Genomic DNA, 24777 nt, shown 5'->3' on the forward strand with positions numbered 1-24777 from the left:
CCATTCGCAGGCGGGGCCTGCGATTAACCGACCAAAAGAGATTCGCTGTGAAAGTGTTGACTGTTTTCGGCACCAGACCTGAAGCCATTAAAATGGCGCCGCTGGTACATGCACTGGCCCAGGATGAGGCCTTTGAAGCAAGAGTCTGCGTAACGGCACAGCATCGTGAGATGTTGGATCAGGTATTGCGGTTGTTCGAGATCACGCCGGATTACGACCTGAACATCATGAAACCCGGCCAGGGGCTAACGGAAATCACCTGTCGCATCCTGGAAGGGCTGAAAGGGGTGCTGGAAGACTTCAAACCGGACGTGGTGCTGGTGCACGGCGATACCACCACCACGCTGGCGACCAGCCTGGCGGCGTTCTATCAACGCATTCCCGTTGGGCATGTCGAGGCCGGGCTGCGTACCGGCAATCTGTATTCTCCCTGGCCGGAAGAGGCCAACCGCAAACTGACCGGCCATCTGGCGATGTACCACTTCGCGCCGACCGAGAACTCGCGCCAAAATCTGCTGCGCGAGCTGCTGCCGGACAACCGTATTTTTGTGACCGGCAATACGGTGATCGACGCGCTGTTCTGGGTGCGCGATCGCGTGATGAGCGATGCTGCGCTGCGCGCCAGCCTGGCGCAGCGTTACCCGTTCCTCGACGCCGACAAAAAACTGATTCTGGTCACCGGCCATCGCCGGGAAAGTTTTGGCGGCGGTTTTGAGCGGATTTGCAGCGCGCTGGCGGAGATCGCCCGCAGCCACCCGGAAGTGCAGGTGGTGTACCCGGTGCATCTCAATCCGAATGTCAGCGAGCCGGTGAATCGCATTTTGAAAGGCATCGACAACGTCATGCTGATCGAGCCGCAGGATTATTTGCCGTTTGTCTATCTGATGACCCACGCTTACATGATCCTTACCGACTCCGGCGGCATTCAGGAAGAGGCGCCCTCGTTAGGCAAGCCGGTGCTGGTGATGCGCGATACCACCGAGCGCCCGGAGGCGGTAGATGCGGGCACGGTGCGCCTGGTCGGCACCGATGTGGCCAAAATTGTTGAAGCGGTGACCCGGCTGTTGACGGACGAAAGCGAATATCACGCGATGAGCCGGGCGCACAACCCATACGGCGACGGGCATGCCTGTCAGCGTATCCTCGAAGCTTTAAAGAATCATCAGGTGACACTATGAGTTTTGACACTATTTCGGTTATCGGCCTGGGTTATATCGGCTTGCCAACGGCGGCGGCGTTTGCTTCCCGCAAGAAAAAAGTGGTGGGCGTAGATGTTAACCAACATGCGGTAGATACCATTAATCGCGGTGCTATCCATATCGTCGAACCGGATCTGGATAAAGTGGTCAAGGATGCCGTCGACGGCGGTTTCCTGCAGGCGGTGACCAAACCGCTGGCGGCTGACGCGTTCCTGATCGCGGTGCCTACGCCGTTCAAGGGCGATCATGAGCCGGATCTGGCCTATGTCGAGGCGGCGGCGAAATCGCTGGCGCCGGTGCTGAAAAAAGGCGATCTGGTGATCCTTGAGTCCACCTCGCCGGTGGGCGCCACTGAACAGATGGCGGAATGGTTGGCGCAGGCGCGCAGCGATCTCAGCTTCCCGCAACAAGCGGGCGAAGCGGCGGACGTGAATATCGCCTACTGCCCGGAGCGCGTGTTGCCGGGGCAGGTGATGGTGGAGCTGATTCAAAACGATCGCGTGATCGGCGGCATGACGCCGAAGTGCTCGGCGCGCGCCAGCGAACTGTACAAGATTTTCCTCGAGGGGGAATGCGTGGTCACCAACTCACGCACTGCCGAGATGTGCAAGCTGACGGAAAACAGCTTCCGCGATGTGAACATCGCCTTTGCTAACGAACTGTCGCTGATTTGCGCCGAACAAGGGATCAACGTCTGGGAACTGATTCGCCTGGCGAACCGTCACCCGCGGGTGAACATTCTGCAGCCTGGCCCAGGCGTCGGCGGCCACTGCATCGCCGTCGATCCGTGGTTTATCGTAGCGCAGAACCCACAGCAGGCGCGCTTGATCCACACCGCGCGTCTGGTAAACGACGGTAAACCGTTGTGGGTAGTCGACCGGGTGAAAGCGGCGGTGGCCGATTGCCTGGCCGCCACCGACAAGCGGGCGTCAGAGGTGAAAATCGCCTGCTTCGGCTTGGCCTTCAAGCCGAATATCGACGATCTGCGCGAAAGCCCGGCGGTAGAAGTCGCGCACCTGATCGCCGAATGGCACGCCGGCGAAACGCTGGCAGTGGAACCGAACGTCGAGCAGCTGCCGAAGTCGTTGGCGGGCCATGTGACGTTGACGCCAATCGCCGAAGCGTTGCAGCAGGCCGATGTGATCGTGATGTTGGTCGATCATCAGCAGTTCAAGGCCATCCGGCCGGAAGATGTAAAACAAACATGGGTAATTGATACCAAAGGAGTCTGGCGTTGAAACGTATCTTAGTCACCGGTGGTGCCGGTTTTATTGGTTCTGCAGTTGTGCGGCACATCATCGAGGCCACCGGCGATAGCGTGGTGGTGGTGGATAAGCTGACCTATGCCGGTAACCTGGAGTCGCTGGCGGTAGTGGCCGACAGCGATCGTTATGCCTTCGAGCAGATCGACATCTGCGATCGCGTCGGGTTGGATCGGGTATTCGCCCAGTATCAACCGGATGTAGTGATGCACCTGGCGGCGGAAAGCCACGTCGATCGCTCTATCGACGGCCCGGCGGCGTTTATCGAGACCAACGTGGTTGGCACTTACACTATGTTGGAAGCGGCGCGCCACTACTGGCAGCCGCTGGCGGCGGAGAAGAAGCAGGCTTTCCGTTTCCATCATATCTCCACCGATGAAGTGTACGGCGATCTGCACGGTACCGACGATCTGTTCACCGAAACCACACCGTATGCGCCGAGCAGCCCGTATTCCGCTTCCAAGGCGTCGAGCGATCATCTGGTGCGCGCCTGGTTGCGTACCTACGGTTTGCCGACCCTCGTGACCAACTGTTCGAACAACTACGGCCCTTATCATTTCCCGGAGAAGCTGATCCCGCTGGTGATCCTGAATGCGGTAGCTGGCAAACCGCTGCCGGTATACGGCAACGGTGCGCAGGTGCGTGACTGGCTGTATGTCGAAGATCACGCGCGTGCGCTCTATCAGGTCGTGACCGAAGGCGTAGTAGGAGAAACTTACAATATTGGTGGCCATAACGAGCGCAAGAATATCGAAGTGGTGCAGACCATCTGTGACCTGCTGGAAGAACTGGCGCCAAACAAACCACAGGGCGTGGCGCACTACCGCGATCTGATCACTTACGTTAAGGATCGCCCGGGCCACGACATGCGTTACGCCATCGACGCCGGCAAAATCGATCGTGAGCTGGGCTGGCGCCCGCAGGAAACGTTCGAAAGCGGCATTCGCAAGACGGTAGCCTGGTACCTGGCTAACGAAACCTGGTGGCGCCGGGTGCAAGACGGGTCTTATGCCGGCGAGCGTTTGGGGTTGTCAGATTAATTTAACGCCGCGCCGCCCTGAAGTGGCGCGGCGGGTTTTGGAGTAAGTATGAAAGGTATTATTCTGGCCGGCGGTTCCGGCACGCGTCTGCATCCGATTACTCGTGGTGTGTCCAAGCAACTGCTGCCAATCTACGACAAGCCGATGATCTATTACCCGATGTCGGTACTGATGCTGGCGGGGGTCCGCGATATTTTGATTATCTCTACCCCGGAAGATCTGCCGTCCTTCGAGCGTTTGTTGGGTAACGGCGAACAGTTCGGCGTCAATCTCAGCTACGCTGCACAGCCTAAGCCTGAAGGCTTGGCCCAGGCGTTCCTGATCGGCGAGGAGTTTATCAACGGCGATTCTTGCTGCCTGGTGTTGGGGGATAACATCTTCTTCGGCCAGTCTTTCAGTCCGAAATTAAAAAACGTCGCGGCTCGCACCGAGGGTGCCACCGTGTTCGGTTATCAGGTCATGGATCCTGAACGCTTTGGCGTGGTGGAGTTTGACGATAACTTCCGTGCGCTGTCGATCGAAGAAAAACCGAAGAAACCGAAATCTGATTGGGCGGTGACCGGCCTGTATTTCTACGATAGCCAGGTGGTGGAGTTTGCCAAGCAGGTGAAGCCTTCCGAGCGCGGCGAGCTGGAAATCACCAGCATCAACCAGATGTATCTGGAGCGCGGAGAACTGACCGTCGAGCTGCTGGGGCGCGGTTTTGCCTGGCTGGACACCGGCACTCACGACAGCCTGCTGGAAGCCAGCAGCTTCGTGCAGACGGTAGAAAAACGCCAGGGCTTTAAAATCGCCTGTCTGGAAGAGATCGCTTGGCGCAACGGTTGGCTGGATGACAAGGGGCTGAAACGCGCCGCCACCTCGTTGTCCAAAACGGGCTACGGCAAGTATTTGCTGGATCTGCTGCATGCACGTCCACGCCACTATTGAGCCTTTGTCATGGGAAAGTGAGTTTTTTGCGCTGGACAGCGCGAAACTCAGTTTCTCCTCCTCAGCCCCGGTTCTGGCTGAGGCCGACTTGGCGGCTTATGCCCTGGTGCAGGCTAAAGTCTCCGCACAGCAATTGGCCTTGGCGGATGGCCTGGCCGATTTGGGCTTCCGCCTGGTTGAGGGCGAGGTCGATCTGGTTTTGGCGCTTGATAACAGGTCGATACTTAAATTTGGTGACCGCGTACAGGCGATACGCTTCGCGACCGAGGCCGATATCCCCGCATTGCGTAGCGCGGCGGCTCAGGCGTTCGCCGCCAGCCGCTTTCGTGCACCCTGGTATCAACCTGATGACAGCGGCCGGTTTTATGCTTTATGGATCGAAAAGGCCGTTTTGGGCACTTTCGATCATCAATGCCTGTTGGCGCTGGACGAACAGGGGCACCCAGAAGGATTCGTCAGCCTGCGTGACATTGGCGACCAGGAAATGCGTATCGGTTTGCTGGCGGCCTATCCCGGCGCATCCGGCCGGGGGATTGGTTCCAGGCTGATGGCGGCGGCGATCGCCGAATGCCGGCGGCAGGGGATGCAGCGCCTACGGGTCGCGACCCAGATAGGCAATATCGCCGCATTACGACTCTATCAACGACAGGGTGCCGTGATTGAAAGCACCGCGTACTGGTTATACAGAGGTAGACATGATTCCATTTAACGCACCACCGGTTGTTGGCACTGAACTGGAATATATGCAGGCTGCCATGGGCAGCGGCAAGTTGTGCGGCGACGGCGGTTTTACCCGTCGCTGCCAGCAGTGGATGGAACAGCATTTCGGCAGCGCGAAAGTGCTGTTGACGCCTTCCTGCACCGCGTCGTTGGAAATGGCCGCCATCCTGCTGGATATTCAGCCGGGCGACGAAGTGATCATGCCGAGCTTTACCTTCGTTTCAACCGCCAACGCCTTTGTGCTGCGCGGCGCCAAAGTGGTGTTCGTCGATCTGCGGCCGGACACCATGAACATCGACGAAACCAAAATCGAAGCGGCGATTACCGATAAAACCCGCGCGATCGTGCCGGTACACTACGCCGGCGTCGCCTGCGAGATGGATACCATCATGGCGCTGGCGAAGAAATATAACCTGTTCGTGGTTGAAGATGCCGCGCAGGGCGTGATGTCGACCTACAAAGGCAAGGCATTGGGCACCATCGGCCATATCGGCTGCTTCAGCTTCCATGAAACCAAAAACTATACCGCCGGCGGCGAAGGCGGCGCGACGCTGGTGAACGATCCGGCCCTGATCGATCGGGCGGAAGTCATCCGCGAGAAAGGCACCAACCGCAGCCAGTTCTTCCGTGGCCAGGTCGACAAATATACCTGGCGCGACATCGGCTCCAGCTACTTGATGTCTGACTTGCAGGCCGCCTACCTGTGGGGTCAGCTGGAAGTGGCGGAGCGCATCAACCAGCGCCGCCTGTCGCTGTGGCAGAAGTACTACGACAGTTTCCTGCCGTTGGTTCGGTCAGGCCGTATCGAGTTGCCGAGCATTCCGGCGGACTGCGTGCATAACGCGCACATGTTCTATATCAAGTTGCGCGATATCGAAGAGCGCACGGCCTTTATCGACTACCTGAAGGAAGCTGAAATCATGGCCGTGTTCCACTATATCCCGCTGCATGACTGCCCGGCCGGCGAACAGTTTGGCCGCTTTGCCGGCGAAGACCGTTACACCACGCAGGAAAGTGCGCGTCTGGTGCGTTTGCCGCTGTTCTACAATATGTCCGATGTCAATCAGCGTACGGTAATCAATACCATCCTGAGCTTCTTCGCCTGATATGTCGTTGGCAAAAGCGTCGATATGGACCGCCGGTTCCACGCTGATCAAAATTGGCGTGGGACTACTGGTGGTGAAACTGCTGGCGGTGGCGTTTGGCCCCAGCGGCGTGGGGCAGGCGGGTAACTTTCGCCAGTTGATCACCGTGCTGGGCGTGCTGTCCGGCGCGGGCATTTTTAACGGCATCACCAAATACGTGGCGGAGTACCACCAGGACTCGCAGCGTCTGCGTCTGGCGGTCGGCACCGCGTCGAGCATCGTGCTGGGCTTTTCGACCTTGCTGGCGCTGGTGTTTTTGTTCGCCGCCGAGCCGATCAGCGTCGGGCTGTTCGGGCATGCCGATTACGTCGGCGTGGTGCGCGCCGTCGCCTTCATTCAGATGGGCATCGCCTACGCCAACCTGTTCATGGCGGTGCTGAAAGGTTATCGCGACGCGATGGGCAACGCGCTGGCGGTGATCGGCGGCAGCCTGATCGGCGTGGTGGCTTATTATCTGTGCTTCAAGCTGGGCGGCTATGAAGGCGCGCTGGCAGGGCTGGCGTTGGTGCCGGCGTTAGTGGTGTTGCCGGCCGGGCTGATGCTGTGGCGGCGCAAAACGTTGCCGCTGCGCTACCTGGCTCCGCGCTGGGACAACGGGGTGGCCGGCAACCTCGGCAAATTCACCCTCATGGCGTTGATCACCTCGGTGACGCTGCCGGTGGCCTACGTGATGATGCGTAACCTGTTGGCCGCGCATTACGGTTGGGATGAGGTGGGGATCTGGCAAGGCGTCAGCAGCATTTCCGATGCCTATCTGCAGTTTATCACCGCCTCGTTTACCGTCTATCTACTGCCGACGCTGTCGCGGTTGACGGACAAGGGCGCCATCTCGCGGGAGATCGTGCGCTCGCTGAAATTCGTGCTGCCGGCGGTAGCGGCGGCGAGCTTTACGGTGTGGTTGCTGCGTGATTTCGCCATCTGGCTGCTGTTCTCGGACAAGTTCGTCGCCATGCGCGATCTGTTTGCCTGGCAGCTGGTGGGCGACGTGCTGAAAGTCGGGGCCTATGTGTTCGGCTATTTGGTGATCGCCAAAGCGTCGCTGCGCTTTTATATCCTGACGGAAGTCAGCCAGTTTCTGCTGTTGACGCTGTTCTCGCACTGGCTGATCCCGCTGCGCGGCGCGCTGGGGGCGGCTCAGGCCTATATGGCAACCTACATCGTGTATTTCGCGCTCTGTAGCTGCGTGTTTCTTATTTATCGTAGACGAGTATGACCACACTGATTCACGTTCTGGGATCCGATATCCCGCATCATAACCAGACGGTGCTGCGCTTCTTTAACGACGTGCTGGCGCCGCGTTTGCCGGCTGAGCAGACGCGGCATTTTATGGTGGCGGCCAAGGATGTGGCGGCACTGGGGGATTTCCCCGCCCTGAACATTGAGCCTTACGCCGACAAGAAGAGTCTGGCGGCGGCGGTGATCGCCCGCGCCCAGGCCGATCGCGATGCGCGCTTCTTCCTGCACGGTCAGTTCAATCCGGGGCTGTGGCTGGCGCTGCTGAGCGGCAAGATCAAGGCACGTCAGGTCAGTTGGCATATTTGGGGCGCCGATCTGTACGAAGACGCCACCAGCTGGAAATTTCGGCTGTTTTACCTGCTGCGCCGCATTGCGCAGGGGCGAGTGGGGAACGTGTTCGCCACCCGCGGCGACGTGATCCACTATCAGCAGCGCCATGCGCGGGTGCCGGCCTCGTTGTTGTACTTCCCGACGCGGATGGATCCGGCGCTGACCGACGTTCACGTCGAGAAAAATCTGGCCGGGCCGATGACAATTCTGGTGGGCAACTCCGGCGATCGCAGCAACCGGCATATCGAAGCGCTGCAGGCGATCCATCAGCAGTTCGGCGCCGACGTGCGCGTGATCCTGCCGATGGGCTATCCGGCCAATAACGACGCCTACATCGAGCAGGTGCGCGCCGCCGGATTGCCGCTATTCGGCGAGAAAAATCTGCAGCTGCTCACGCAGCAGGTGGCGTTTGAGGACTACCTCAACATCCTGCGCGCCTGCGATCTCGGCTATTTCATTTTCAATCGCCAGCAGGGGATAGGCACCCTGTGCCTGCTGATTCAGTTCGGCGTGCCTTTCGTGCTCAGCCGGCAAAACCCGTTCTGGCAGGATTTGGCGGAGCAGCACCTGCCGGTGCTGTTCTACGGCGACTCGCTCGACGAGGCGGTGGTGCGCGAAGCGCAGCGCCAGCTGGCGGCGGTGGACAAGCAGACGATCGCCTTCTTTAATCCGAACTATGTCGACGGCTGGCAGCAAGCCCTGGCGCTGGCGGCGGGAGAGCACTCATGACGTTGGCGCAATTCGGCGGCCTGTTCGTCGTCTACCTGGTCAGCCTGACGTTTATTCTGACGCTGACCTACCAGGAGTTTCGGCGCGTGCGCTTTAACTTCAACGTCTTCTTCTCGCTGCTGTATTTGCTGACGTTTTATTTCGGCTTCCCGCTGACCTGTCTGCTGGTGTTTCAGTTTGACGTCGAGGTGGTGCCGGTGGAGTTTCTGCTGTACGCCTTGCTGTCGGCGACGGCGTTTTACGCCATCTATTACGTCACCTACAAGACCCGGCTGCGCAAGCGCCGCTCTCAGCCGCGCGCGGCGCTGTTCACCATGAACCGGGTGGAAACCCATATGACCTGGGTGCTGCTGGCGCTGGTGGCGATCGGGACCGTGGGGATTTTCTTCATGCAGAACGGCTTCCTGCTGTTCAAGCTCAATTCCTACAGCCAGATCTTCTCCAGCGACGTGTCCGGCGTGGCGCTCAAACGGTTCTTCTACTTCTTCATTCCGGCGATGCTGGTGGTCTATTTCCTGCGGCAGGATCTGCGCGCCTGGTTCTTGTTCCTGGTGGCGACGGTGGCGTTCGGCATTTTGACCTACGTCATCGTCGGCGGCACCCGCGCCAATATCATCATCGCCTTCGCGCTGTTCCTGTTTATCGGCATCGTGCGCGGCTGGATCACGCTGTGGATGTTGGCGGCGGCGGGCATATTCGGCGTGGTCGGCATGTTCTGGCTGGCGTTGAAGCGCTATAGCCTGGACGTCAGCGGCGCGGAAGCGTTTTATACCTTCCTCTATCTGACCCGAGACACCTTCTCGCCGTGGGAAAACCTGGCGCTGCTGCTGCAAAATTACGACAAGATCGATTTCCAGGGCCTGGCGCCGATCTTGCGTGATTTCTACGTCTTTATCCCAACGTGGCTATGGCCGGGCCGGCCGGACGTGGTGCTGAACTCGGCCAACTATTTCACCTGGGAAGTGCTGAACAACCACTCCGGGCTGGCGATATCCCCGACGCTGATCGGTTCGCTGGTGGTGATGGGCGGCGCGCTGTTTATCCCGCTCGGTGCGATTCTGGTGGGCATGATCATCAAGTGGTTCGACTGGCTGTATGAGTTGGGCAAAACCGAACCGAACCGCTATAAGGCGGCTATCCTGCAAGGATTCTGCTTCGGTGCGGTGTTCAACATGATTGTATTGGCGCGCGAAGGGGTGGACTCATTCGTTTCGCGCGTGGTGTTCTTCTGCATTATTTTCGGCGCCTGTCTGGTGCTGGCGAAGTTGCTGTATTGGCTGTTCGATACCGCCGGGCTCATCAAGGCCAGAGTGACGCGCGCCCGCGCGCTGGCCTCTCCCCCACGGGCGGACGGTCTTTTGTAAGGGTAATGACGACGATGGAAACAAAGATTTCGGTGCCGCAGTATGAGCTGCGCGGTTTCAGCCTGTGGGGCTTTCGCGATATGGCACACTGTATGGACTTTCTGTTCGACGGCGGCCGGGTCAAACAGGGCACGTTGGTGGCCATGAATGCGGAAAAGATCCTGAAGGCGGAAGAGGACCCGGCGCTGCATGCGTTGCTGGATGAAGCGGAGTACAAGTACGCCGACGGCATCAGCATGGTGCGCTCGATTCGCCGCAAATACCCGGCGGCGGACGTTTCGCGCGTCGCGGGCGCCGATCTTTGGGAAGCCTTGATGCAGCGTGCCGGCCGTGAAGGCACGCCGGTCTTCCTGATCGGCGGCAAGCCGGAGGTGCTGGCGGAAACCGAACGGAAGCTGCGCAGCCAGTGGAACGTTAACCTGGTGGGCAGCCAGGACGGCTATTTCAAACCGGAGCAGCGAGAGGCGCTATTCGAGCGTATTCGCGCCAGCGGCGCCGCCATCGTGACGGTGGCGATGGGATCGCCGAAGCAGGAGATCCTGATGCGCGACTGCCGCAAGGTGCATCCGCAGGCGCTGTATATGGGCGTGGGCGGCACCTACGACGTGTTTACCGGCCACGTGAAGCGTGCGCCCAAGGTGTGGCAGAACCTCGGTCTGGAATGGCTCTACCGCCTGCTCAGCCAGCCCAGCCGCATCGGCCGGCAGCTGAAGCTGTTGAAGTTTGTCGGCTACTACTACAGCGGCAAAATGTAATCGCTTATTCGGGGTGGAATGTGTCGGTTCGCCCCGGTCTGCTGTACCAATAATCTGCTTTTGCCTATTTCTCCCGCATATCTATAACCCCCAGCCCTAAACGTCGCCGCATTTATTCCATAAAGTTTTAAATTGCGGTTTGCTTATAGCGACGAAATGCGAAACGATACCGCCCGGAAATTATCCCTGGCCGCTGAAGCCTGATGCGACAGCGCTGAACGATGTTCTTCTCACGGTAACTTCGCTCCGACTACCCGTTGATGCCAACCCGAACGGCAGGGGATGATTTATTCTTTTAATAATGACAATAACGACCGGCAGCGGCCGGCAGGCAAACACAACCCGAGAAAAATTATTGAGGATTTATGGCACACAAAGAGAAACCGCAAGGGCTACACCGAGGCCTTGAGGCCCGGCACATCGAGCTTATCGCTCTCGGGGGCACCATTGGTGTCGGCCTGTTTATGGGATCGGCCAGTACGCTGAAATGGGCCGGGCCGTCGGTACTGCTGGCTTACATCATCGCCGGGCTGTTCGTGTTCTTCATTATGCGTTCGATGGGGGAGATGCTGTTCCTCGAGCCGGTCGCCGGGTCGTTCGCCGTTTACGCGCATAAATACATGAATCCCTATTTCGGCTACCTGACCGCCTGGGGTTACTGGTTTATGTGGATCGCCGTCGGCATTTCGGAGATCACCGCCATCGGGGTGTATGTGCAGTTCTGGTTCCCGGAAATACCGCAGTGGGTCCCCGCGCTGATCGCCGTGGCGATGGTGGCGCTGGCCAACCTGGCGGCGGTGCGCCTGTACGGTGAGCTGGAGTTCTGGTTCGCCATGATCAAGGTCACCACCATCATCGTGATGATTTTGGTGGGGCTGGGGGTGATCTTCTTCGGTTTCGGCAACGGCGGTGAACCTATCGGTTTCGCCAATCTGACGGCGCACGGCGGCTTCTTTGCCGGCGGCTGGAAGGGCTTCCTGTTTGCGCTGTGCATCGTGGTGGCGTCCTATCAGGGGGTTGAGCTGGTGGGCATTACCGCCGGAGAAGCCAAAAACCCGCAGGTAACGCTGAAACGTGCGATCAACAATATCCTGTGGCGCATCCTGATCTTCTATGTCGGCGCGATCTTCGTCATCGTGACCATCTTCCCGTGGAACGGCATCGGCACTACCGGCAGCCCGTTCGTGCTGACCTTCGCCAAGATCGGCATCGTCGCCGCTGCCGGCATCATTAACTTCGTGGTACTGACCGCCGCGCTTTCCGGTTGCAACAGCGGCATGTACAGCGGCGGCCGCATGCTGTACGCCTTGGCCAAGAATCGCCAACTGCCGGCGGCGCTGACCAAGCTTTCCGCCAGCGGCGTGCCGGTCAACTGCATCGCCGTCACCATCGGCTGCCTGTTGGTGGGCTCTGCGCTGAACTACATCATCCCTAATCCGGAGCAGGTGTTCGTCTATGTCTACAGCGCCAGCGTGTTGCCGGGCATGGTGCCGTGGTTCGTGGTGCTGATAAGCCAACTCTATTTCCGCCGCGCGCACAAGGAAGCGATCAAAAACCACAGCTTTAAGTCGATCATGTTCCCGTATGTGAACTATCTGACCATCGCTTTTCTGGTTTGCGTGCTGGTCGGCATGGGAATCAACCCGGATACGCGAATTTCCCTGCTGGTCGGGGCGATTTTCTTAGCGGGCGTCAGCCTGTGCTACTTCGCTTTCGGCATGCATAAGAAACATCATCCGGCTGAAAATCGGGTAGAAACGCGGCAATAAACGGTGAAAAGGGGCTACGGAGTGCGCTTTCCTGCGCAGGAGTGAGCAAAGCGTAATCAAACGCAACATTTCTGCGAAAAAGCACTAGACAGGATTGGCGTAAATCCGTAGTATCCCCTCCCGCAACGGCGCTACGCGCCCGTAGCTCAGCTGGATAGAGCGCTGCCCTCCGGAGGCAGAGGTCTCAGGTTCGAATCCTGTCGGGCGCGCCATTAAGTTTGTGCGCAGGAGCTGCGGTGGTAATATTACCGCGTGAGTAAGAAGAAGTAGTAATGGTGGCTATAGCTCAGTTGGTAGAGCCCTGGATTGTGATTCCAGTTGTCGTGGGTTCGAGTCCCATTAGCCACCCCACTTCCTAAGCGAAGTGAAGATTTAGCAGTATTTTGTGACAGTGCGAAGGTGGCGGAATTGGTAGACGCGCTAGCTTCAGGTGTTAGTGTTCTTACGGACGTGAGGGTTCAAGTCCCTCTCTTCGCACCACGCAAAATATCTGATAAATATAAGATTTATATGGACAACGGTCTGATAAATCGGGTAGTATGAGCAACACAAATCGGCGAGTAGCGCAGCTTGGTAGCGCAACTGGTTTGGGACCAGTGGGTCGGAGGTTCGAATCCTCTCTCGCCGACCACTTTCAAAGAAACCGACGCAAGTCGGTTTTTTTACGCCTGCAGTTTATGAGCATGAGCCCTTCCGCAGGAGGTTCGAGCCTCGCGAAGCGAGACAACGTTGCTTTCGCAACGGCTCGAAGGGCGTTACATCCTGGGGCGCGCGTCATCTTTCTCTCGTTGACCAGTTTCAAAGAAACCGACGTAAGTCGGTTTTTTTACGTCCGCCGTTTATGAGGGTAAGTCCTTGCCGCCGCGAGGAAACGTATAGCGGCCAACCCGCGTAGCATTGCACGGGATTTTGCGTATCTGAACATTGGCATTTTGTCTCAACCGGCACGTGTGTAGGTTTTCAGCGACAATGTGGTTCGACGCTGTCGCCAGTTTGAGACACATAATTAATTGATTTTAAACATTAAAAATGGCCTTGGCTTAAGTCGTCGTTTTGCGGCGACAGCGTCAGATCGGCCGTGGGTAAAGAACGACAGGGGACGGCATGCTGAGAGAAAGTTAGGCGTAAATAAAAATTCAATATTTTCAATAAATTGAGTGCTATTTTTTATGGCGACTTACCTGAAACTGAAAGTTGGCACGCCAAGTGCAATACTTACAACGTAGATGCTCATTCCATTTCTTATGTTCGCCTTAGGCTTCATAAACCCTGGGAATGACGCAGAGCCGATTTAGGGTGCCTATCGCCCACGAGAACGATGACTAACCCGTCATCACGCTCAGGGCAAAACGTTGAGTGAGGCACCGCCCCTGTTGTCCTAGACCTGATTGCTTCTTTATACACTTGCCATGCGGCAAGTGTTTTTTTTTGCGCTTCAGCAAGCTAACGGGCAAAAAAAAGCGCGGCACCGAGGCCACGCTTTCTCTACCGGGCGGGCCGTTATTCGCCGCCGTTCTGCTTCAGCGTCAACATCAGTCCTTCACGCCGCATCTGCGCCGCTTCATCCGAACGATGCAGTTTCTCCAGCGTATCGGCCAGCCAGGCGTAATCGTAGGCGTCCGGACGCTGTTTCAGCGCTTCGCGGAAGGCGTCGGCCGCCTGCTGCCACTCGCCGTGCTTCATCAGCAACTGCCCCAGCGTGCTGTTCAACAGCGGCGTCGCGCCGTGCTGCTTCATCTGCTGACGCAGCGCTTTCTCAAGCTGCTCGGGGTTGCCGGACTTCAGCCGTGGCAGCAACAGCACCAGGCGCTCGTCATATTGGCGTTTCAGGCCGTCGAGCACAATCTCCTGCGCCAGTTCGTGGTCGTTACATTCGATCAGGTGCTCCACCATCGCGATTTGCAGCGGCACTTCGTGACGCGTCTTGCGGCTCTGATCTTTCCACCAGCGTTTCAGGCCTTCGCTGCCTTCGTCCGCCATCGCCTGATTCATCAGCCCGATGTAAGCCTGTTGCTGCAACGCCTGCAGCTGCTCTTCGCTGTGCAGTTCGATTTTACGCATCGACGGCAGCACTTCCAGCAGCGACGCGTAGGCGCCGGTGCGCAGATAAGCTTGTTCCGCCAGGCGCAACACTTCCGGATGGCGCGGCGCCTGGTTCAGCAGGCGATCGACGCCGTGGCGCGCGGCGTGGTTCTCGCCCTGCGCCAGCTGGATGCGAACCCGGGTGATATCCACCGGCAGCTGATCGGTGTCGGCGGCTTCGGCGGCGCGTTCCAGATATTGATTGGTACGGAAGTCATCGCCGCGTTGCTGCGCGGCCTCGGCGGCCAGCAGGTAGTTCACCACCGGCTGTTCAGCGTGGTCGGCGTTGCGCGTCATCAGCTTCTCAACCTGCTTATAGTCGCCCTCCGCCAGTTTGATCAGCGCGGCTTTGGTTTGCTGGCGCGCGCGGGTGCGCTTGCGGCCGATAAACCAACCGCGCGTGCGGGCGCCGGTACGGAAGATGCGGCGCAGGATCCACTCTATCGCCAGCAGCACCACGAACAGCAGCACCAACATGATCACCAGGCCGGTGACGCTGGTTTCAATATTGTAGTTATCGGTCTGGATCAGCACATAGCCCTGGTGCCCGGCCAACATCGGCCCGAGCACCACGCTGGCGATCACCACCAGGAACAGAAATAGCACGCGTAACATGGCTTAACCCTCCTGATGAGCGGCAGGGGACGGGGTCATCAGGTTGCGCACCCGGGTCTGCATCACTTTTTCGAGCAGCGGCTGGCTTTTCAGCTGATCCGGCACGTCCATCGAGATCGACTGCTGGCTCAGGCTGTCCAGTTCTTCAAGGAAGGCTTTGGTCGCCGGGTCGGTGGTGTCGAAATAGGCGCGCACCCAGGTGGAGACGGTTTCCAGCGACTGCTTGTAGGTCTCGTTCTGGTGACGCGGAATGGCCTGTGCGGCCACCAGCAGGCGCGAACGGATGTTTTCGCGCAGGTAGATGTCCTGATTCGGGGCTAGCAGCGGTTCGGCGCTGGTATCGCGACGGCGGATGGTGATGAAGTCGGCCATGAAATTGCGCCAGCTCTTGGCCAGGTTCTGCCGCCATTCGCCGATCGAGCCGGAGAGCTCGCTGCTGTTTTGATCCATCGGCGCTTCGTCGGTGTCGTTATCGGCCAGGCGCAGGTTATCCACCTGATTGGACAGCTGATTGACCTTGAGGATGATGCCGTCGTAATCGACCTGGGTCAGCGTAGAAAGCGTGCTGATGTCTTCGGTAATGGCGCGGCGCACGTCGAGCAGGCTCGGATCGTTCATGTCCGCCAGGCTGGCGTCGGCGCTTTTCAGCAGCGCGGCGGCGCTGGTCACGTCCTGATCGCTCCATAGCTTGCGGCCGGCCATTTTCACCAGGAAATCGGCCTGCGCCAGCAGCCAGGTTTTGGCGTCGCTGCCGGAGATGGTCGCCACTTTTTCCTGCAGCTCGCTCAGTTGGCGCGCCAGGTTCGCCTGCTCGCGATCGGCGGCGTCCAGGGTTTTACCCTGCTGTTGCAACAAGCCTTCCAGCGCATTTCTTTCCTGCTGCTGGCTCTGCTTCACGCCGTCAAGCTGCTGCTGCAGCGCCTGATTGGCGGCGATCAGCTGTTGTGCCTGCTTGTGCGTATGGTAATAACCGCCCGCGCCGAGGGCGATGACCAGCACGATAGCGATCGCGCCGAGCACCGGGCCGGTGTTCTTGCCTTTGCGGCTGGCAGCGGCTGGCTGCTGGGAGCTCTCAACCGCGGTGGTGGGTTCTTCAACCGGGGCGGCTGGGGTATTTTGTTCCGTCATAGTGGCACATCCCATAGTCAGATTATTGTAGCGCGCGGATCAGCGCGTCATTATCGGCGTTGTCAGCTACCCGAATCGTACGCCAGCCCAATTCCCGGGCGAGGGTAGCCAGGCGTTCGCTCACTACTACCAGGCGGCAACGCAGCAGCCATGAAGAACGATAGTAATCAGGAACTAAAGTATAGAGCTGTTGTAACATTTCACCGCTGGTCACCACCAGCGTATCCACACCGGCGCGCTGCCAGTGGGCGCTTTGCTCGCTGCCGTCGTAGTGCACCGGGCTGCGTTGATAGCATTCATAATAGCTGACGTCGGCGCCGCGCTCGCTCAGCGTCGACCCCAACAGTTCGCGGCCGCCGTTGCCGCGTAAAATCAGCGCGCGTTTGCCCGCCAATTTTTGCAGCGCCGGCAGCAGCAGCAGCGTTTCGCTGATCTCGCGTTCGCGCGGGTATTCCACCGGCAAACTGCTGATGCGGTGCAGCGCCAGCCCGGTGGTGCGGCCGATGGCGTAATAAGCCAGGTGAGCGGGCCAGCTCAGCCCGGCGCGGCCGATAACTGAATCGGCATAACTCACCGAATGTTGCGACAGCACGAAGACCAGATCGCCGGCGCTAAGCTGCTGCAACGCCTGCGGCAGCTTCGGCAGATCGCCGCCCGGCGCGAAGTCGATCAGCGGTGCATGATAGGCAACCCGGCCGAGTGCGCGCAGCCGGCTCACTAACAGCTCCCCCGAAGGCGATGGGCGGGTTACCAGGATCGTCATGCCGGCGGATTTCCCTGATAAACCTCGCGCAGGATCTCGCGCGCGCCGCGCGCCAGCAGCTCTTCCGCCAGCTCAATGCCCATCCGTTCGGCCTCGGCGGCCGGGCCGCGGCGTTCGCCGCGCACCATCTGGCTGCCGTCCGGCGCGCCGACCAGGGCGCGCAGCCACAGGCTGTCGCCATCCAGTTCGGCATAGCTGCCGATCGGCACCTGGCAGCCGCCTTCCAGGCGGGTGTTCATCGCCCGCTCGGCGCGCACGCGGGTTTCGGTGGCCGCATGGTTCAGCGGCGCCAGCAGCGCGCGGGTGACGCTGTCGTCGAGACGGCATTCAATGCCGACTGCACCCTGGCCGACCGCCGGCAGGCACTCTTCGGCGCTCAGCGGGCTGCGGATGCGTTGCTCCAGGCCTAAACGCTTCAAGCCGGCCACCGCCAGGATAATCGCGTCGTAGTCGCCGTTGTCCAGCTTGGCCAGGCGAGTGCCGACGTTGCCGCGCAGGTCGCGCACGATCAGATCCGGGCGGCGTTCACGCAGCTGGCACTGACGGCGCAGGCTGGAGGTGCCGACCACGCTGCCCAGCGGCAGCTGATCGAGCGAGGCGAAACGATTGGAAACAAAAGCGTCGCGCGGATCTTCGCGTTCGCAAATGGTGGTCAAACCGAGCCCGCCAGGGAAATCGACCGGCACGTCTTTCATCGAATGCACGGCAATGTCGGCGCGGCCTTCCAGCAGCGCGAGCTCGAGTTCTTTAACAAACAGGCCTTTACCGCCGACTTTCGCCAACGGCGTATCCAGAATAACGTCGCCGCGGGTGACCATCGGCACCAACTCGACCTGCAGGCCGGGATGGCAGGCCATCAGACGTTGCTGCACATAATGTGCTTGCCAAAGTGCAAGCGGGCTTTGTCGGGTGGCAATTCGAATAATTTTGTCTAACATGCTTGTTACCGTTTTTATATTTCGCCATCCATCCTACCACTGAGAGTCAATACTGTCAGTGCAAGAAGCCGGAGGCGGAAAAAGGACAACGGAATCAAAGGGACGTGTGATGTGCTTTGGGGCAGTTAACACTGCGGGTAAATCGTTTAGGGAAGCGCTACAATAATTGTGAAGCGTTACCTCCTTTACGGTCAATCAGCAAGGTGTTAAATTGATCACGTTTCCAGCAATAAGTCGCCAAATATTCTTCTTACACTAACGGCGCTCATGGAATACGGGTTTTTTTCTAAACACCGGGATAATCAGGCGAGACGTCTTGTACCTCTACATCGAGACATTGAAGCAGAGACTGGATGCGATCAATCAGCTACGCGTCGATCGCGCCCTGGCGGCTATGAAGCCCGCGTTTCAACGGGTATACAGTCTGCTGCCCACCTTACTGCACCACCACCACCCGCTGATGCCGGGTTACCTGAACGGTAACGTTCCCCACGGCATTTGCCTCTACACGCCTGATGAAACTCAACAAGATTACCTGAACGATTTAGAAGACAAATGGGGTAGCCCGTTTGACAAACCGGCCAGCGGCGAGCTGCCGATCACCGGCGTCTATTCGATGGGCAGCACCTCGTCTATTGGCCAAAGCTGCAGCTCGGATCTCGACATCTGGGTCTGTCACCAGTCCTGGCTGGACAACGAAGAACGCACCCGCCTGCAGCAAAAATGCAGCCTGCTTGAGAAGTGGGCCGCGTCGATGGGGGTGGAAGTCAGCTTCTTCCTGATCGACGAAAACCGTTTCCGCCATAATGAAAGCGGCAGCCTGGGCGGCGAAGACTGCGGCTCGACGCAGCACATCCTGTTACTGGACGAGTTCTACCGCACCGCGGTGCGCCTGGCCGGTAAACGCATCTTGTGGAACATGGTGCCGGGCGAAGAAGAAGCGCACTACGATGAATACGTGCTGTCGCTGTACGCGCAGGGCGCGCTGACGCCGAACGAGTGGCTGGATCTCGGCGGCTTGAGTTCGCTGTCGGCGGAAGAGTACTTCGGCGCCAGCCTGTGGCAGCTGTACAAGAGCATCGATTCGCCTTACAAGGCGGTGCTGAAAACACTGCTGCTGGAAGCCTATTCCTGGGAATATCCCACTACCCAACTGCTGGCGACGGACATCAAACATCGCCTGCACCAGGGCGAGATCGTCAGCTTTGGGCTCGACGCCTACTGCATGATGCTCGAGCGAGTCACCCGCTACCTGACCGACATCAACGACACCATCCGCCTCGATCTGGCCCGCCGCTGCTTCTACCTGAAAGTGTGTGAAAAGCTGTCGCTGGCCAAGGCCTGCGTCGGCTGGCGGCGCGAGATCCTCAGCCAATTGGTCAGCGAGTGGGGCTGGAGCGAAGAGCGTCTGGCGATGCTGGACAACCGCGCCAACTGGAAGATCGAGCGAGTGCGCGAAGCGCATAACGAACTGCTCGATGCGATGATGCAGAGCTACCGCAATCTGATCCGTTTCGCCCGCCGCAACAACCTCAGCGTCAGCGCCAGCCCGCAGGATATCGGCGTGCTGACCCGCAAACTGTATGCGGCGTTCGAAGCGCTGCCCGGCAAGGTGACGTTGGTGAACCCGCAGATCTCCCCGGACCTGTCGGAAAACGATTTAACCTTTATTCATGTGCCGGTTGGCCGCGCCAACCGCACCGGCTGGTACCTGTACAATCAGGCGCCGGCCATGGATTCGATCGTCAGCCATCAGCCGCTGGAATATAACCGCTACCTGAACAAGCTGGTGGCCTGGGCCTATTTCAACGGCCTGCTGACGCCGCAGACCCGCCTGCACATCAAGAGCGGCAACCTGTGCGACACCGCCAAGCTGCAGGAGCTGGTGGCCGACGTTTCCCATCACTTCCCGCTGCGCCTGCCGGCACCGACGCCGAAAGCGTTGTACAGCCCGTGCGAGATTCGCCATCTGGCGATCATCGTCAATCTGGAAAACGATCCGACCGCCGCCTTCCGCAATCAGGTGGTGCACTTCGATTTCCGCAAGCTGGACGTGTTCAGCTTTGGTCAGCAACAGCAATGTCTGGTCGGCAGCATCGATCTGCTGTACCGCAACTCCTGGAACGAAGTGCGCACCCTGCATTTCAGCGGCGAGCAGTCGGTGCTGGAAGCGCTGAAAACCATTCTCGGCAAAATGCACCAGGACGCCGCGCCGCCGGAGTCGGTGGAGGTGTTCTGCTACAGTCAGCATCTGCGCGGCCTTATTCGCACCCGCATTCAGCAGCTGGTGTCGGAGTGCATCGAGCTGCGCCTGTCCAGCACCCGGCTGGAACCCGGTCGCTTCAAGGCGGTGCGCGTCGCCGGGCAGACCTGGGGGCTGTTCTTCGAGCGCCTGAGCGTATCGGTGCAGAAGCTGGAGAACGCGGTGGAGTTTTACGGCGCCATCTCCAACAACAAGCTGCACGGCCTGTCTATCAAGGTGGAAACCGATCAGGTGCATCTGCCGCCGGTGGTGGACGGCTTCGCCAGCGAGGGGATCATCCAGTTCTTCTTCGAAGACACCTCAGACGACAAGGGCTTCAACATCTATATTCTGGATGAGTCGAATCGGGTGGAGGTGTATCACCACTGCGAGGGCAGCAAAGAGGAGCTGGTGCGCGACGTCAGCCGCTTCTATTCCTCGTCGCACGACCGCTTTACCTACGGCTCCAGCTTCATCAACTTCAACCTGCCGCAGTTCTATCAAATCGTGCAGCTCGACGGGCGCACGCAGGTGATTCCGTTCCGCAGCAACGTGCTGTCCAGCCTGTGCGTGACGGTGGCCGACGGCGCCGCTCAGCCGCTGAAGCAGCAGTTCCAGCTGCATTGACGCCGCAAGGGCTCGATTGCCGAGCCCTGCTTAGCCTCAGGAAAAACGCAGTTCCTCGCCGGCCTGCGCGCTGGCCGCTTCGCTGAGCAGTTGGTAAAACGGCTGCCCGCTGCGATCGCATACCCAGACGCCGTCGCGGTAGTTGAAGTGGTAACCGCCGGCCTTGGTGGCGAGCCACACCTGGTGCAGCGGCTCCTGGCGGTTGATGACGATTTTGGTGCCGTTTTCGAAGCTCAGCGTCATCACGCCGCCATTGGTTTCGTAATCGATATCCGCATCGCCGTCAAAATCGTCCAGTGTCTCTTCAATATTCAGCATCAGCTGGTCGGCCAACTGGTGAAACTCACTGTCGTTCATATTCAATTCCTATTGCTTTTCATGATCCACCTGCGATTATAGAGACCTTGGACGCATGAATTACAGGCATTAATGCAAATGAAAAAACAACTACGCTATGCGCTGATGGCCGTTCTGGTTACCGGCCTCGCCGGCTGTGGTCTGAAAGGCCCGCTTTACTTCCCACCTGCCGACTCCGCCGGCCAAAAAACGGCCAAACCGCCGGTGCAAACGGGCGATCAGGTGCAAAAGAACCAGCAGGAGCAGTCTGGCTCTCAGCAAAAACCGTCGATGGTTGCCCAGTAACACCCGGTTTGCGGTGGCGAGCGCCGCCGCAAAATCAAGACGGATAGCGCGTCCAGATAGCGGAGTATGATATGCAGTTCTCCAAAATGCACGGTCTGGGCAACGACTTTATGGTGGTCGATGCCGTTACACAGAATGTCTATTTTTCACCTGAGCTGATCCGCCGGCTGGCCGATCGGCACCTGGGCGTCGGCTTTGACCAGATGCTGGTGGTAGAACCGCCTTACGATCCCGAGCTGGATTTTCACTACCGAATTTTTAACGCCGACGGCAGCGAAGTGGCGCAGTGCGGCAACGGCGCGCGCTGTTTCGCGCGCTTTGTGCGGCTGAAAGGGTTGACCAACAAGCGCGATATCCGCGTCAGTACCCAAACCGGGCGTATGGTGCTCAGCGTCACCGACGACGATCTGGTGTGCGTCAACATGGGCGAGCCGAATTTCGATCCGCAGGCGGTGCCGTTCCGCGCCGCCAAGGCGGAAAAGACCTACATCATGCGCGCGGCGGAACATACCGTGCTGTGCGGCGTGGTGTCGATGGGTAACCCGCATTGTGTTTTGCAGGTGGATGATGTAAAAACCGCCAAGGTGGAGCTGCTTGGGCCGGTGCTGGAAGGGCACGAGCGCTTCCCGGAACGGGCCAACATCGGCTTTATGCAAGTGGTCAGCCGCGATCACATCAAGCTGCGCGTTTACGAGCGCGGCGCCGGTGAAACGCAGGCCTGCGGCAGCGGCGCCTGTGCGGCGGTGGCGGTAGGGATCCAACAGGAATTGCTGTCAGAAGAGGTGCATGTAGAACTGCCGGGCGGCAGCCTGCATATTCGCTGGAAAGGGCCGGGCAATCCGCTGTTTATGACCGGTCCGGCAACCCATGTCTATGACGGATTTATTCATCTATGAAAAGCGTAGAAGAACAGAGCGTCGCCGGCCTGGCGCTGGATGACGACGCCGTGATGCAGTACCTGCTGCAGAACCCGGATTTCTTTATTCGCAACGCGCGCCAGGTTGAGCAGATGCGCGTGCCTCACCCGGTGCGCGGCACTGTTTCGCTGGTGGAATGGCATCTGGCTCGCCAGCGCAATCACATCGAACGGCTGGAAGAAGAGATCACGCTGTTGATGGAGCAGGCCAGCGCCAACGAAGGGCTGTTCGCCAGGCTGCTGCACCTGCAGGCCGATCTGGCCACCGCCGACAGCCTGCAGGACATGCTAAACCGGCTGCAGCGCTGGGCGCGCGGCTTCGGTTTGGCCGGCGCCACGGTTCGGCTGTTCGCCGAGCGCTGGAATATCGGCGCCCCTTCCGATTTCACCCACCTGGCGCTGACGCGTTCGTCGTTCGAGCCGTTCCGCATTCAGCGGCTGGGCAGCGAACAACACTATCTAGGCAGCCTGAACGGCCCCGAGCTGCTGCTGCTGTTGCCGCAGGCCAAACAGATTGGCCAAATTGGCTCGGTGGCGCTGTCGATGTTGGGCGACGACGGTGAGCTGGGCATGGTGATCTTCAGCAGCCGCGATACGCAACATTATCAGCAGGGCATGGGCACGGTGATGCTCAATCAGCTGGCACGCATGCTGCCGGCGCTGCTGGAACGCTGGATCGAACGCGCATGACGCCGATTGCGCCCAGCCTGCAGCAGCCGGTGGACGCTTTTCTGCGTTATCTCAAGGTAGAACGGCAACTTAGCCCGCTGACGCAGCTCAGCTATTCACGCCAGCTGACGGCGCTGATGCGCCTGGCGCAGGAGATCGGCGTAACCGACTGGACGACGCTGGACGCCGCCCGGGTGCGCATGCTGGCGGCGCGCAGCAAACGCGCCGGTCTGCAGTCCGCCAGCCTGGCGCTGCGGCTCTCTTCGTTGCGTAGCTTCCTCGACTGGCTGGTCAGCCAGGGCGTGCTGCACGCCAACCCCGCCAAGGGCATCCGCACACCGCGCAGCGGCCGCCATCTGCCGAAAAACATCGACGTCGATGAAATGAACCAGCTGCTGGAGATCGATCTCAACGATCCGCTGGCGGTGCGCGATCGCGCCATGCTGGAGGTGATGTACGGCGCCGGCCTGCGCCTCTCCGAGCTGGTGGGGCTGGATTGCCGCCATGTCGATATGGCGGCCGGCGAGGTGTGGGTGATGGGGAAAGGCAGCAAAGAACGCAAACTGCCGATTGGGCGCACCGCCGTCACCTGGCTGGAACACTGGCTGGCGATGCGCGATCTGTTTGGACCGCAGGACGACGCCATGTTCCTGTCCAATCAGGGGCGACGCATCTCGACGCGCAACGTGCAAAAACGCTTCGCCGAATGGGGCGTGAAGCAGGGCGTCAACAGCCATATCCACCCGCACAAGCTGCGCCACTCCTTCGCCACCCATATGCTGGAGTCCAGCGGCGATCTGCGCGCGGTGCAGGAGCTGCTCGGCCACGCCAACCTGACCACCACGCAAATTTATACCCACCTCGACTTTCAACATCTGGCGAACGTGTACGATGCCGCGCATCCGCGCGCCAAACGGGGGAAATCCTGATGCATTTTTATCGCCCGCTGCGCCCGCTGGCGGCGCTGACTTTCGATCTGGACGACACGCTGTATGACAACCGTCCGGTGATCCGGCAAACCGAGCAGCAGTCGGTGGCCTTCCTGCAGAGCTACCACCCCGGCCTGAACGGCTTCCAGTCGGCGGATTTCCACCGCCTGCGCCAGGAACTGCGCGAGCAGGATCCGGAGATCTACCACGACGTCACTCAGTGGCGCTGGCGCGCCATTCATCTGGCGCTGAGCCGGCAGGGGCTGCGCGACGCCGAAGCGGCGATCGGGGCCGATGCGGCGATGCAGAATTTCGCGCTGTGGCGCAGCCGTATCGAGGTGCCGGAAGCGACCCATGCCACGCTGAAGGCGCTGGCGGCGCGCTACCCGCTGGTGGCGATCACCAACGGCAACGCCGATCCGGCGCAGTGCGGCCTGGACGGCTACTTCCAGTTTGTGCTGCGTTCCGGGCCGGACGGGCGTGCCAAGCCGTATCAGGACATGTATCACCTGGCCGTCGAGCGGCTGGGCGTGGCGCCCGAGCAGATCCTGCACGTGGGCGACGATCTGACCACCGACGTAGCCGGCGCGCTGCGCGCGGGGCTGCAGGCCTGTTGGATCAACGATCGGCAACGCAGCCTGATGCAGGCCGCCGACAGCCGCCTGCTGCCGCATATTGAGATTTCGCAGTTGGCATCGCTGACAGCATTGTTATAATCCCTGCCAGAACTCTGTATAAATTTCCAGT

22 protein-coding genes and 4 tRNA genes are annotated in these 24777 nt (G+C 59.5%); 21 read left to right on the forward strand and 5 right to left on the reverse strand.

The features are described 5' to 3' along the window. Positions 1-47: 47 nt before the first annotated feature. The 15 genes from wecB (at position 48) to IMX17_RS17870 (ending at position 13110) form a co-directional block, all read left to right on the forward strand. Positions 48-1178 (forward strand): non-hydrolyzing UDP-N-acetylglucosamine 2-epimerase, encoded by a 1131-nt coding sequence (wecB, locus tag IMX17_RS17800; RefSeq protein ID WP_004934198.1) that lies wholly within the window; start codon positions 48-50, stop codon positions 1176-1178. Continuing rightward, positions 1175-2437 (forward strand): UDP-N-acetyl-D-mannosamine dehydrogenase, encoded by a 1263-nt coding sequence (gene wecC, locus IMX17_RS17805; protein WP_193550048.1) that lies wholly within the window; start codon positions 1175-1177, stop codon positions 2435-2437. Before wecB ends, wecC begins: the two co-directional genes overlap by 4 nt. Continuing rightward, on the forward strand, positions 2434-3501 hold the full coding sequence (gene rffG, locus IMX17_RS17810) for a dTDP-glucose 4,6-dehydratase (RefSeq protein WP_182265646.1): 1068 nt from the start codon (positions 2434-2436) through the stop codon (positions 3499-3501). Before wecC ends, rffG begins: the two co-directional genes overlap by 4 nt. A 48-nt stretch (positions 3502-3549) precedes the next feature. After that, positions 3550-4431, forward strand: coding sequence for a glucose-1-phosphate thymidylyltransferase RfbA (gene rfbA, locus IMX17_RS17815; RefSeq protein ID WP_193550049.1), 882 nt, complete (start codon positions 3550-3552; stop codon positions 4429-4431). Continuing rightward, on the forward strand, positions 4409-5140 hold the full coding sequence (gene rffC / locus IMX17_RS17820) for a dTDP-4-amino-4,6-dideoxy-D-galactose acyltransferase (protein ID WP_193550050.1): 732 nt from the start codon (positions 4409-4411) through the stop codon (positions 5138-5140). Before rfbA ends, rffC begins: the two co-directional genes overlap by 23 nt. Beyond that, positions 5127-6257 carry a dTDP-4-amino-4,6-dideoxygalactose transaminase gene (rffA, locus tag IMX17_RS17825; RefSeq protein ID WP_033631478.1) on the forward strand — a complete coding sequence of 377 codons (1131 nt, stop codon included), beginning with the start codon at positions 5127-5129 and terminating at the stop codon, positions 6255-6257. The genes rffC and rffA overlap by 14 nt, the downstream gene beginning before the upstream one ends. A 1-nt stretch (position 6258) precedes the next feature. Next, complete coding sequence (gene wzxE, locus IMX17_RS17830; RefSeq protein WP_033631479.1) at positions 6259-7509, forward strand: lipid III flippase WzxE; 1251 nt, start codon at positions 6259-6261, stop codon at positions 7507-7509. Beyond that, on the forward strand, positions 7506-8591 hold the full coding sequence (locus IMX17_RS17835; RefSeq protein WP_033631480.1) for a TDP-N-acetylfucosamine:lipid II N-acetylfucosaminyltransferase: 1086 nt from the start codon (positions 7506-7508) through the stop codon (positions 8589-8591). The genes wzxE and IMX17_RS17835 overlap by 4 nt, the downstream gene beginning before the upstream one ends. Continuing rightward, positions 8588-9955 carry an ECA oligosaccharide polymerase gene (gene wzyE, locus IMX17_RS17840; RefSeq protein ID WP_033631481.1) on the forward strand — a complete coding sequence of 456 codons (1368 nt, stop codon included), beginning with the start codon at positions 8588-8590 and terminating at the stop codon, positions 9953-9955. The genes IMX17_RS17835 and wzyE overlap by 4 nt, the downstream gene beginning before the upstream one ends. 14 nt (positions 9956-9969) lie before the next feature. Further along, positions 9970-10710, forward strand: a complete 741-nt coding sequence (gene wecG / locus IMX17_RS17845; RefSeq protein WP_033631482.1) for a lipopolysaccharide N-acetylmannosaminouronosyltransferase — start codon at positions 9970-9972, stop codon at positions 10708-10710. Positions 10711-11075: 365 nt separating this feature from the next. Beyond that, the gene (locus tag IMX17_RS17850; protein WP_004934226.1) at positions 11076-12479 is read left to right on the forward strand and encodes an amino acid permease; all 1404 of its coding nucleotides are present in this window, start codon (positions 11076-11078) and stop codon (positions 12477-12479) included. A gap of 135 nt (positions 12480-12614) precedes the next feature. After that, positions 12615-12691: transfer RNA gene (locus IMX17_RS17855), tRNA-Arg, on the forward strand. A gap of 63 nt (positions 12692-12754) precedes the next feature. Then, a tRNA-His gene (locus IMX17_RS17860) sits at positions 12755-12830 on the forward strand. A gap of 42 nt (positions 12831-12872) precedes the next feature. Beyond that, positions 12873-12959, forward strand: a tRNA-Leu gene (locus IMX17_RS17865). Between the two features lie 74 nt (positions 12960-13033). Further along, positions 13034-13110: transfer RNA gene (locus IMX17_RS17870), tRNA-Pro, on the forward strand. An 869-nt stretch (positions 13111-13979) separates the two neighbouring features. Here IMX17_RS17870 and hemY read toward each other — a convergent pair. Genes hemY through hemC form a run of 4 tightly spaced genes read right to left on the reverse strand, consistent with a single transcriptional unit; the run spans position 13980 to position 18005 of the window. After that, positions 13980-15176 (reverse strand): protoheme IX biogenesis protein HemY, encoded by a 1197-nt coding sequence (gene hemY, locus IMX17_RS17875; protein ID WP_033645031.1) that lies wholly within the window; start codon positions 15174-15176, stop codon positions 13980-13982. A 3-nt stretch (positions 15177-15179) separates the two neighbouring features. Further along, positions 15180-16304, reverse strand: a complete 1125-nt coding sequence (gene hemX, locus IMX17_RS17880) for a uroporphyrinogen-III C-methyltransferase (protein WP_046898830.1) — start codon at positions 16302-16304, stop codon at positions 15180-15182. 22 nt (positions 16305-16326) lie between these two features. Beyond that, positions 16327-17067 carry a uroporphyrinogen-III synthase gene (gene hemD / locus IMX17_RS17885; protein ID WP_033645028.1) on the reverse strand — a complete coding sequence of 247 codons (741 nt, stop codon included), beginning with the start codon at positions 17065-17067 and terminating at the stop codon, positions 16327-16329. After that, on the reverse strand, positions 17064-18005 hold the full coding sequence (gene hemC / locus IMX17_RS17890) for a hydroxymethylbilane synthase (protein ID WP_182265650.1): 942 nt from the start codon (positions 18003-18005) through the stop codon (positions 17064-17066). The genes hemD and hemC overlap by 4 nt, the downstream gene beginning before the upstream one ends. Before the next feature lie 316 nt (positions 18006-18321). Between hemC and IMX17_RS17895 the strand changes: the two genes are divergently transcribed. Then, entirely contained in the window at positions 18322-20874 is a 2553-nt protein-coding gene (locus IMX17_RS17895) for a class I adenylate cyclase (protein WP_193550051.1), read from the forward strand. Between the two features lie 36 nt (positions 20875-20910). Here IMX17_RS17895 and cyaY read toward each other — a convergent pair whose 3' ends face one another. After that, positions 20911-21231 (reverse strand): iron donor protein CyaY, encoded by a 321-nt coding sequence (gene cyaY / locus IMX17_RS17900; RefSeq protein WP_094141601.1) that lies wholly within the window; start codon positions 21229-21231, stop codon positions 20911-20913. A gap of 78 nt (positions 21232-21309) precedes the next feature. Between cyaY and IMX17_RS17905 the strand changes: the two genes are divergently transcribed. The 5 genes from IMX17_RS17905 (at position 21310) to yigB (ending at position 24746) form a co-directional block, all read left to right on the forward strand. After that, positions 21310-21516: a lipoprotein gene (locus IMX17_RS17905; protein ID WP_080350231.1), complete on the forward strand. Its 207-nt coding sequence runs from the start codon at positions 21310-21312 to the stop codon at positions 21514-21516. Between the two features lie 71 nt (positions 21517-21587). Further along, positions 21588-22412 (forward strand): diaminopimelate epimerase, encoded by an 825-nt coding sequence (gene dapF, locus IMX17_RS17910; protein WP_004934244.1) that lies wholly within the window; start codon positions 21588-21590, stop codon positions 22410-22412. Then, positions 22409-23122: a DUF484 domain-containing protein gene (locus IMX17_RS17915; protein WP_193550052.1), complete on the forward strand. Its 714-nt coding sequence runs from the start codon at positions 22409-22411 to the stop codon at positions 23120-23122. The genes dapF and IMX17_RS17915 overlap by 4 nt, the downstream gene beginning before the upstream one ends. Further along, positions 23119-24030: a tyrosine recombinase XerC gene (gene xerC, locus IMX17_RS17920; RefSeq protein ID WP_033645020.1), complete on the forward strand. Its 912-nt coding sequence runs from the start codon at positions 23119-23121 to the stop codon at positions 24028-24030. Before IMX17_RS17915 ends, xerC begins: the two co-directional genes overlap by 4 nt. Next, positions 24030-24746 (forward strand): 5-amino-6-(5-phospho-D-ribitylamino)uracil phosphatase YigB, encoded by a 717-nt coding sequence (gene yigB, locus IMX17_RS17925; RefSeq protein ID WP_033636653.1) that lies wholly within the window; start codon positions 24030-24032, stop codon positions 24744-24746. Before xerC ends, yigB begins: the two co-directional genes overlap by 1 nt. The last annotated feature ends 31 nt before the right edge of the window (positions 24747-24777 follow it).

Source organism: Serratia sp. X3, from assembly GCF_014982455.1.
GTDB lineage: Bacteria > Pseudomonadota > Gammaproteobacteria > Enterobacterales > Enterobacteriaceae > Serratia > Serratia ureilytica.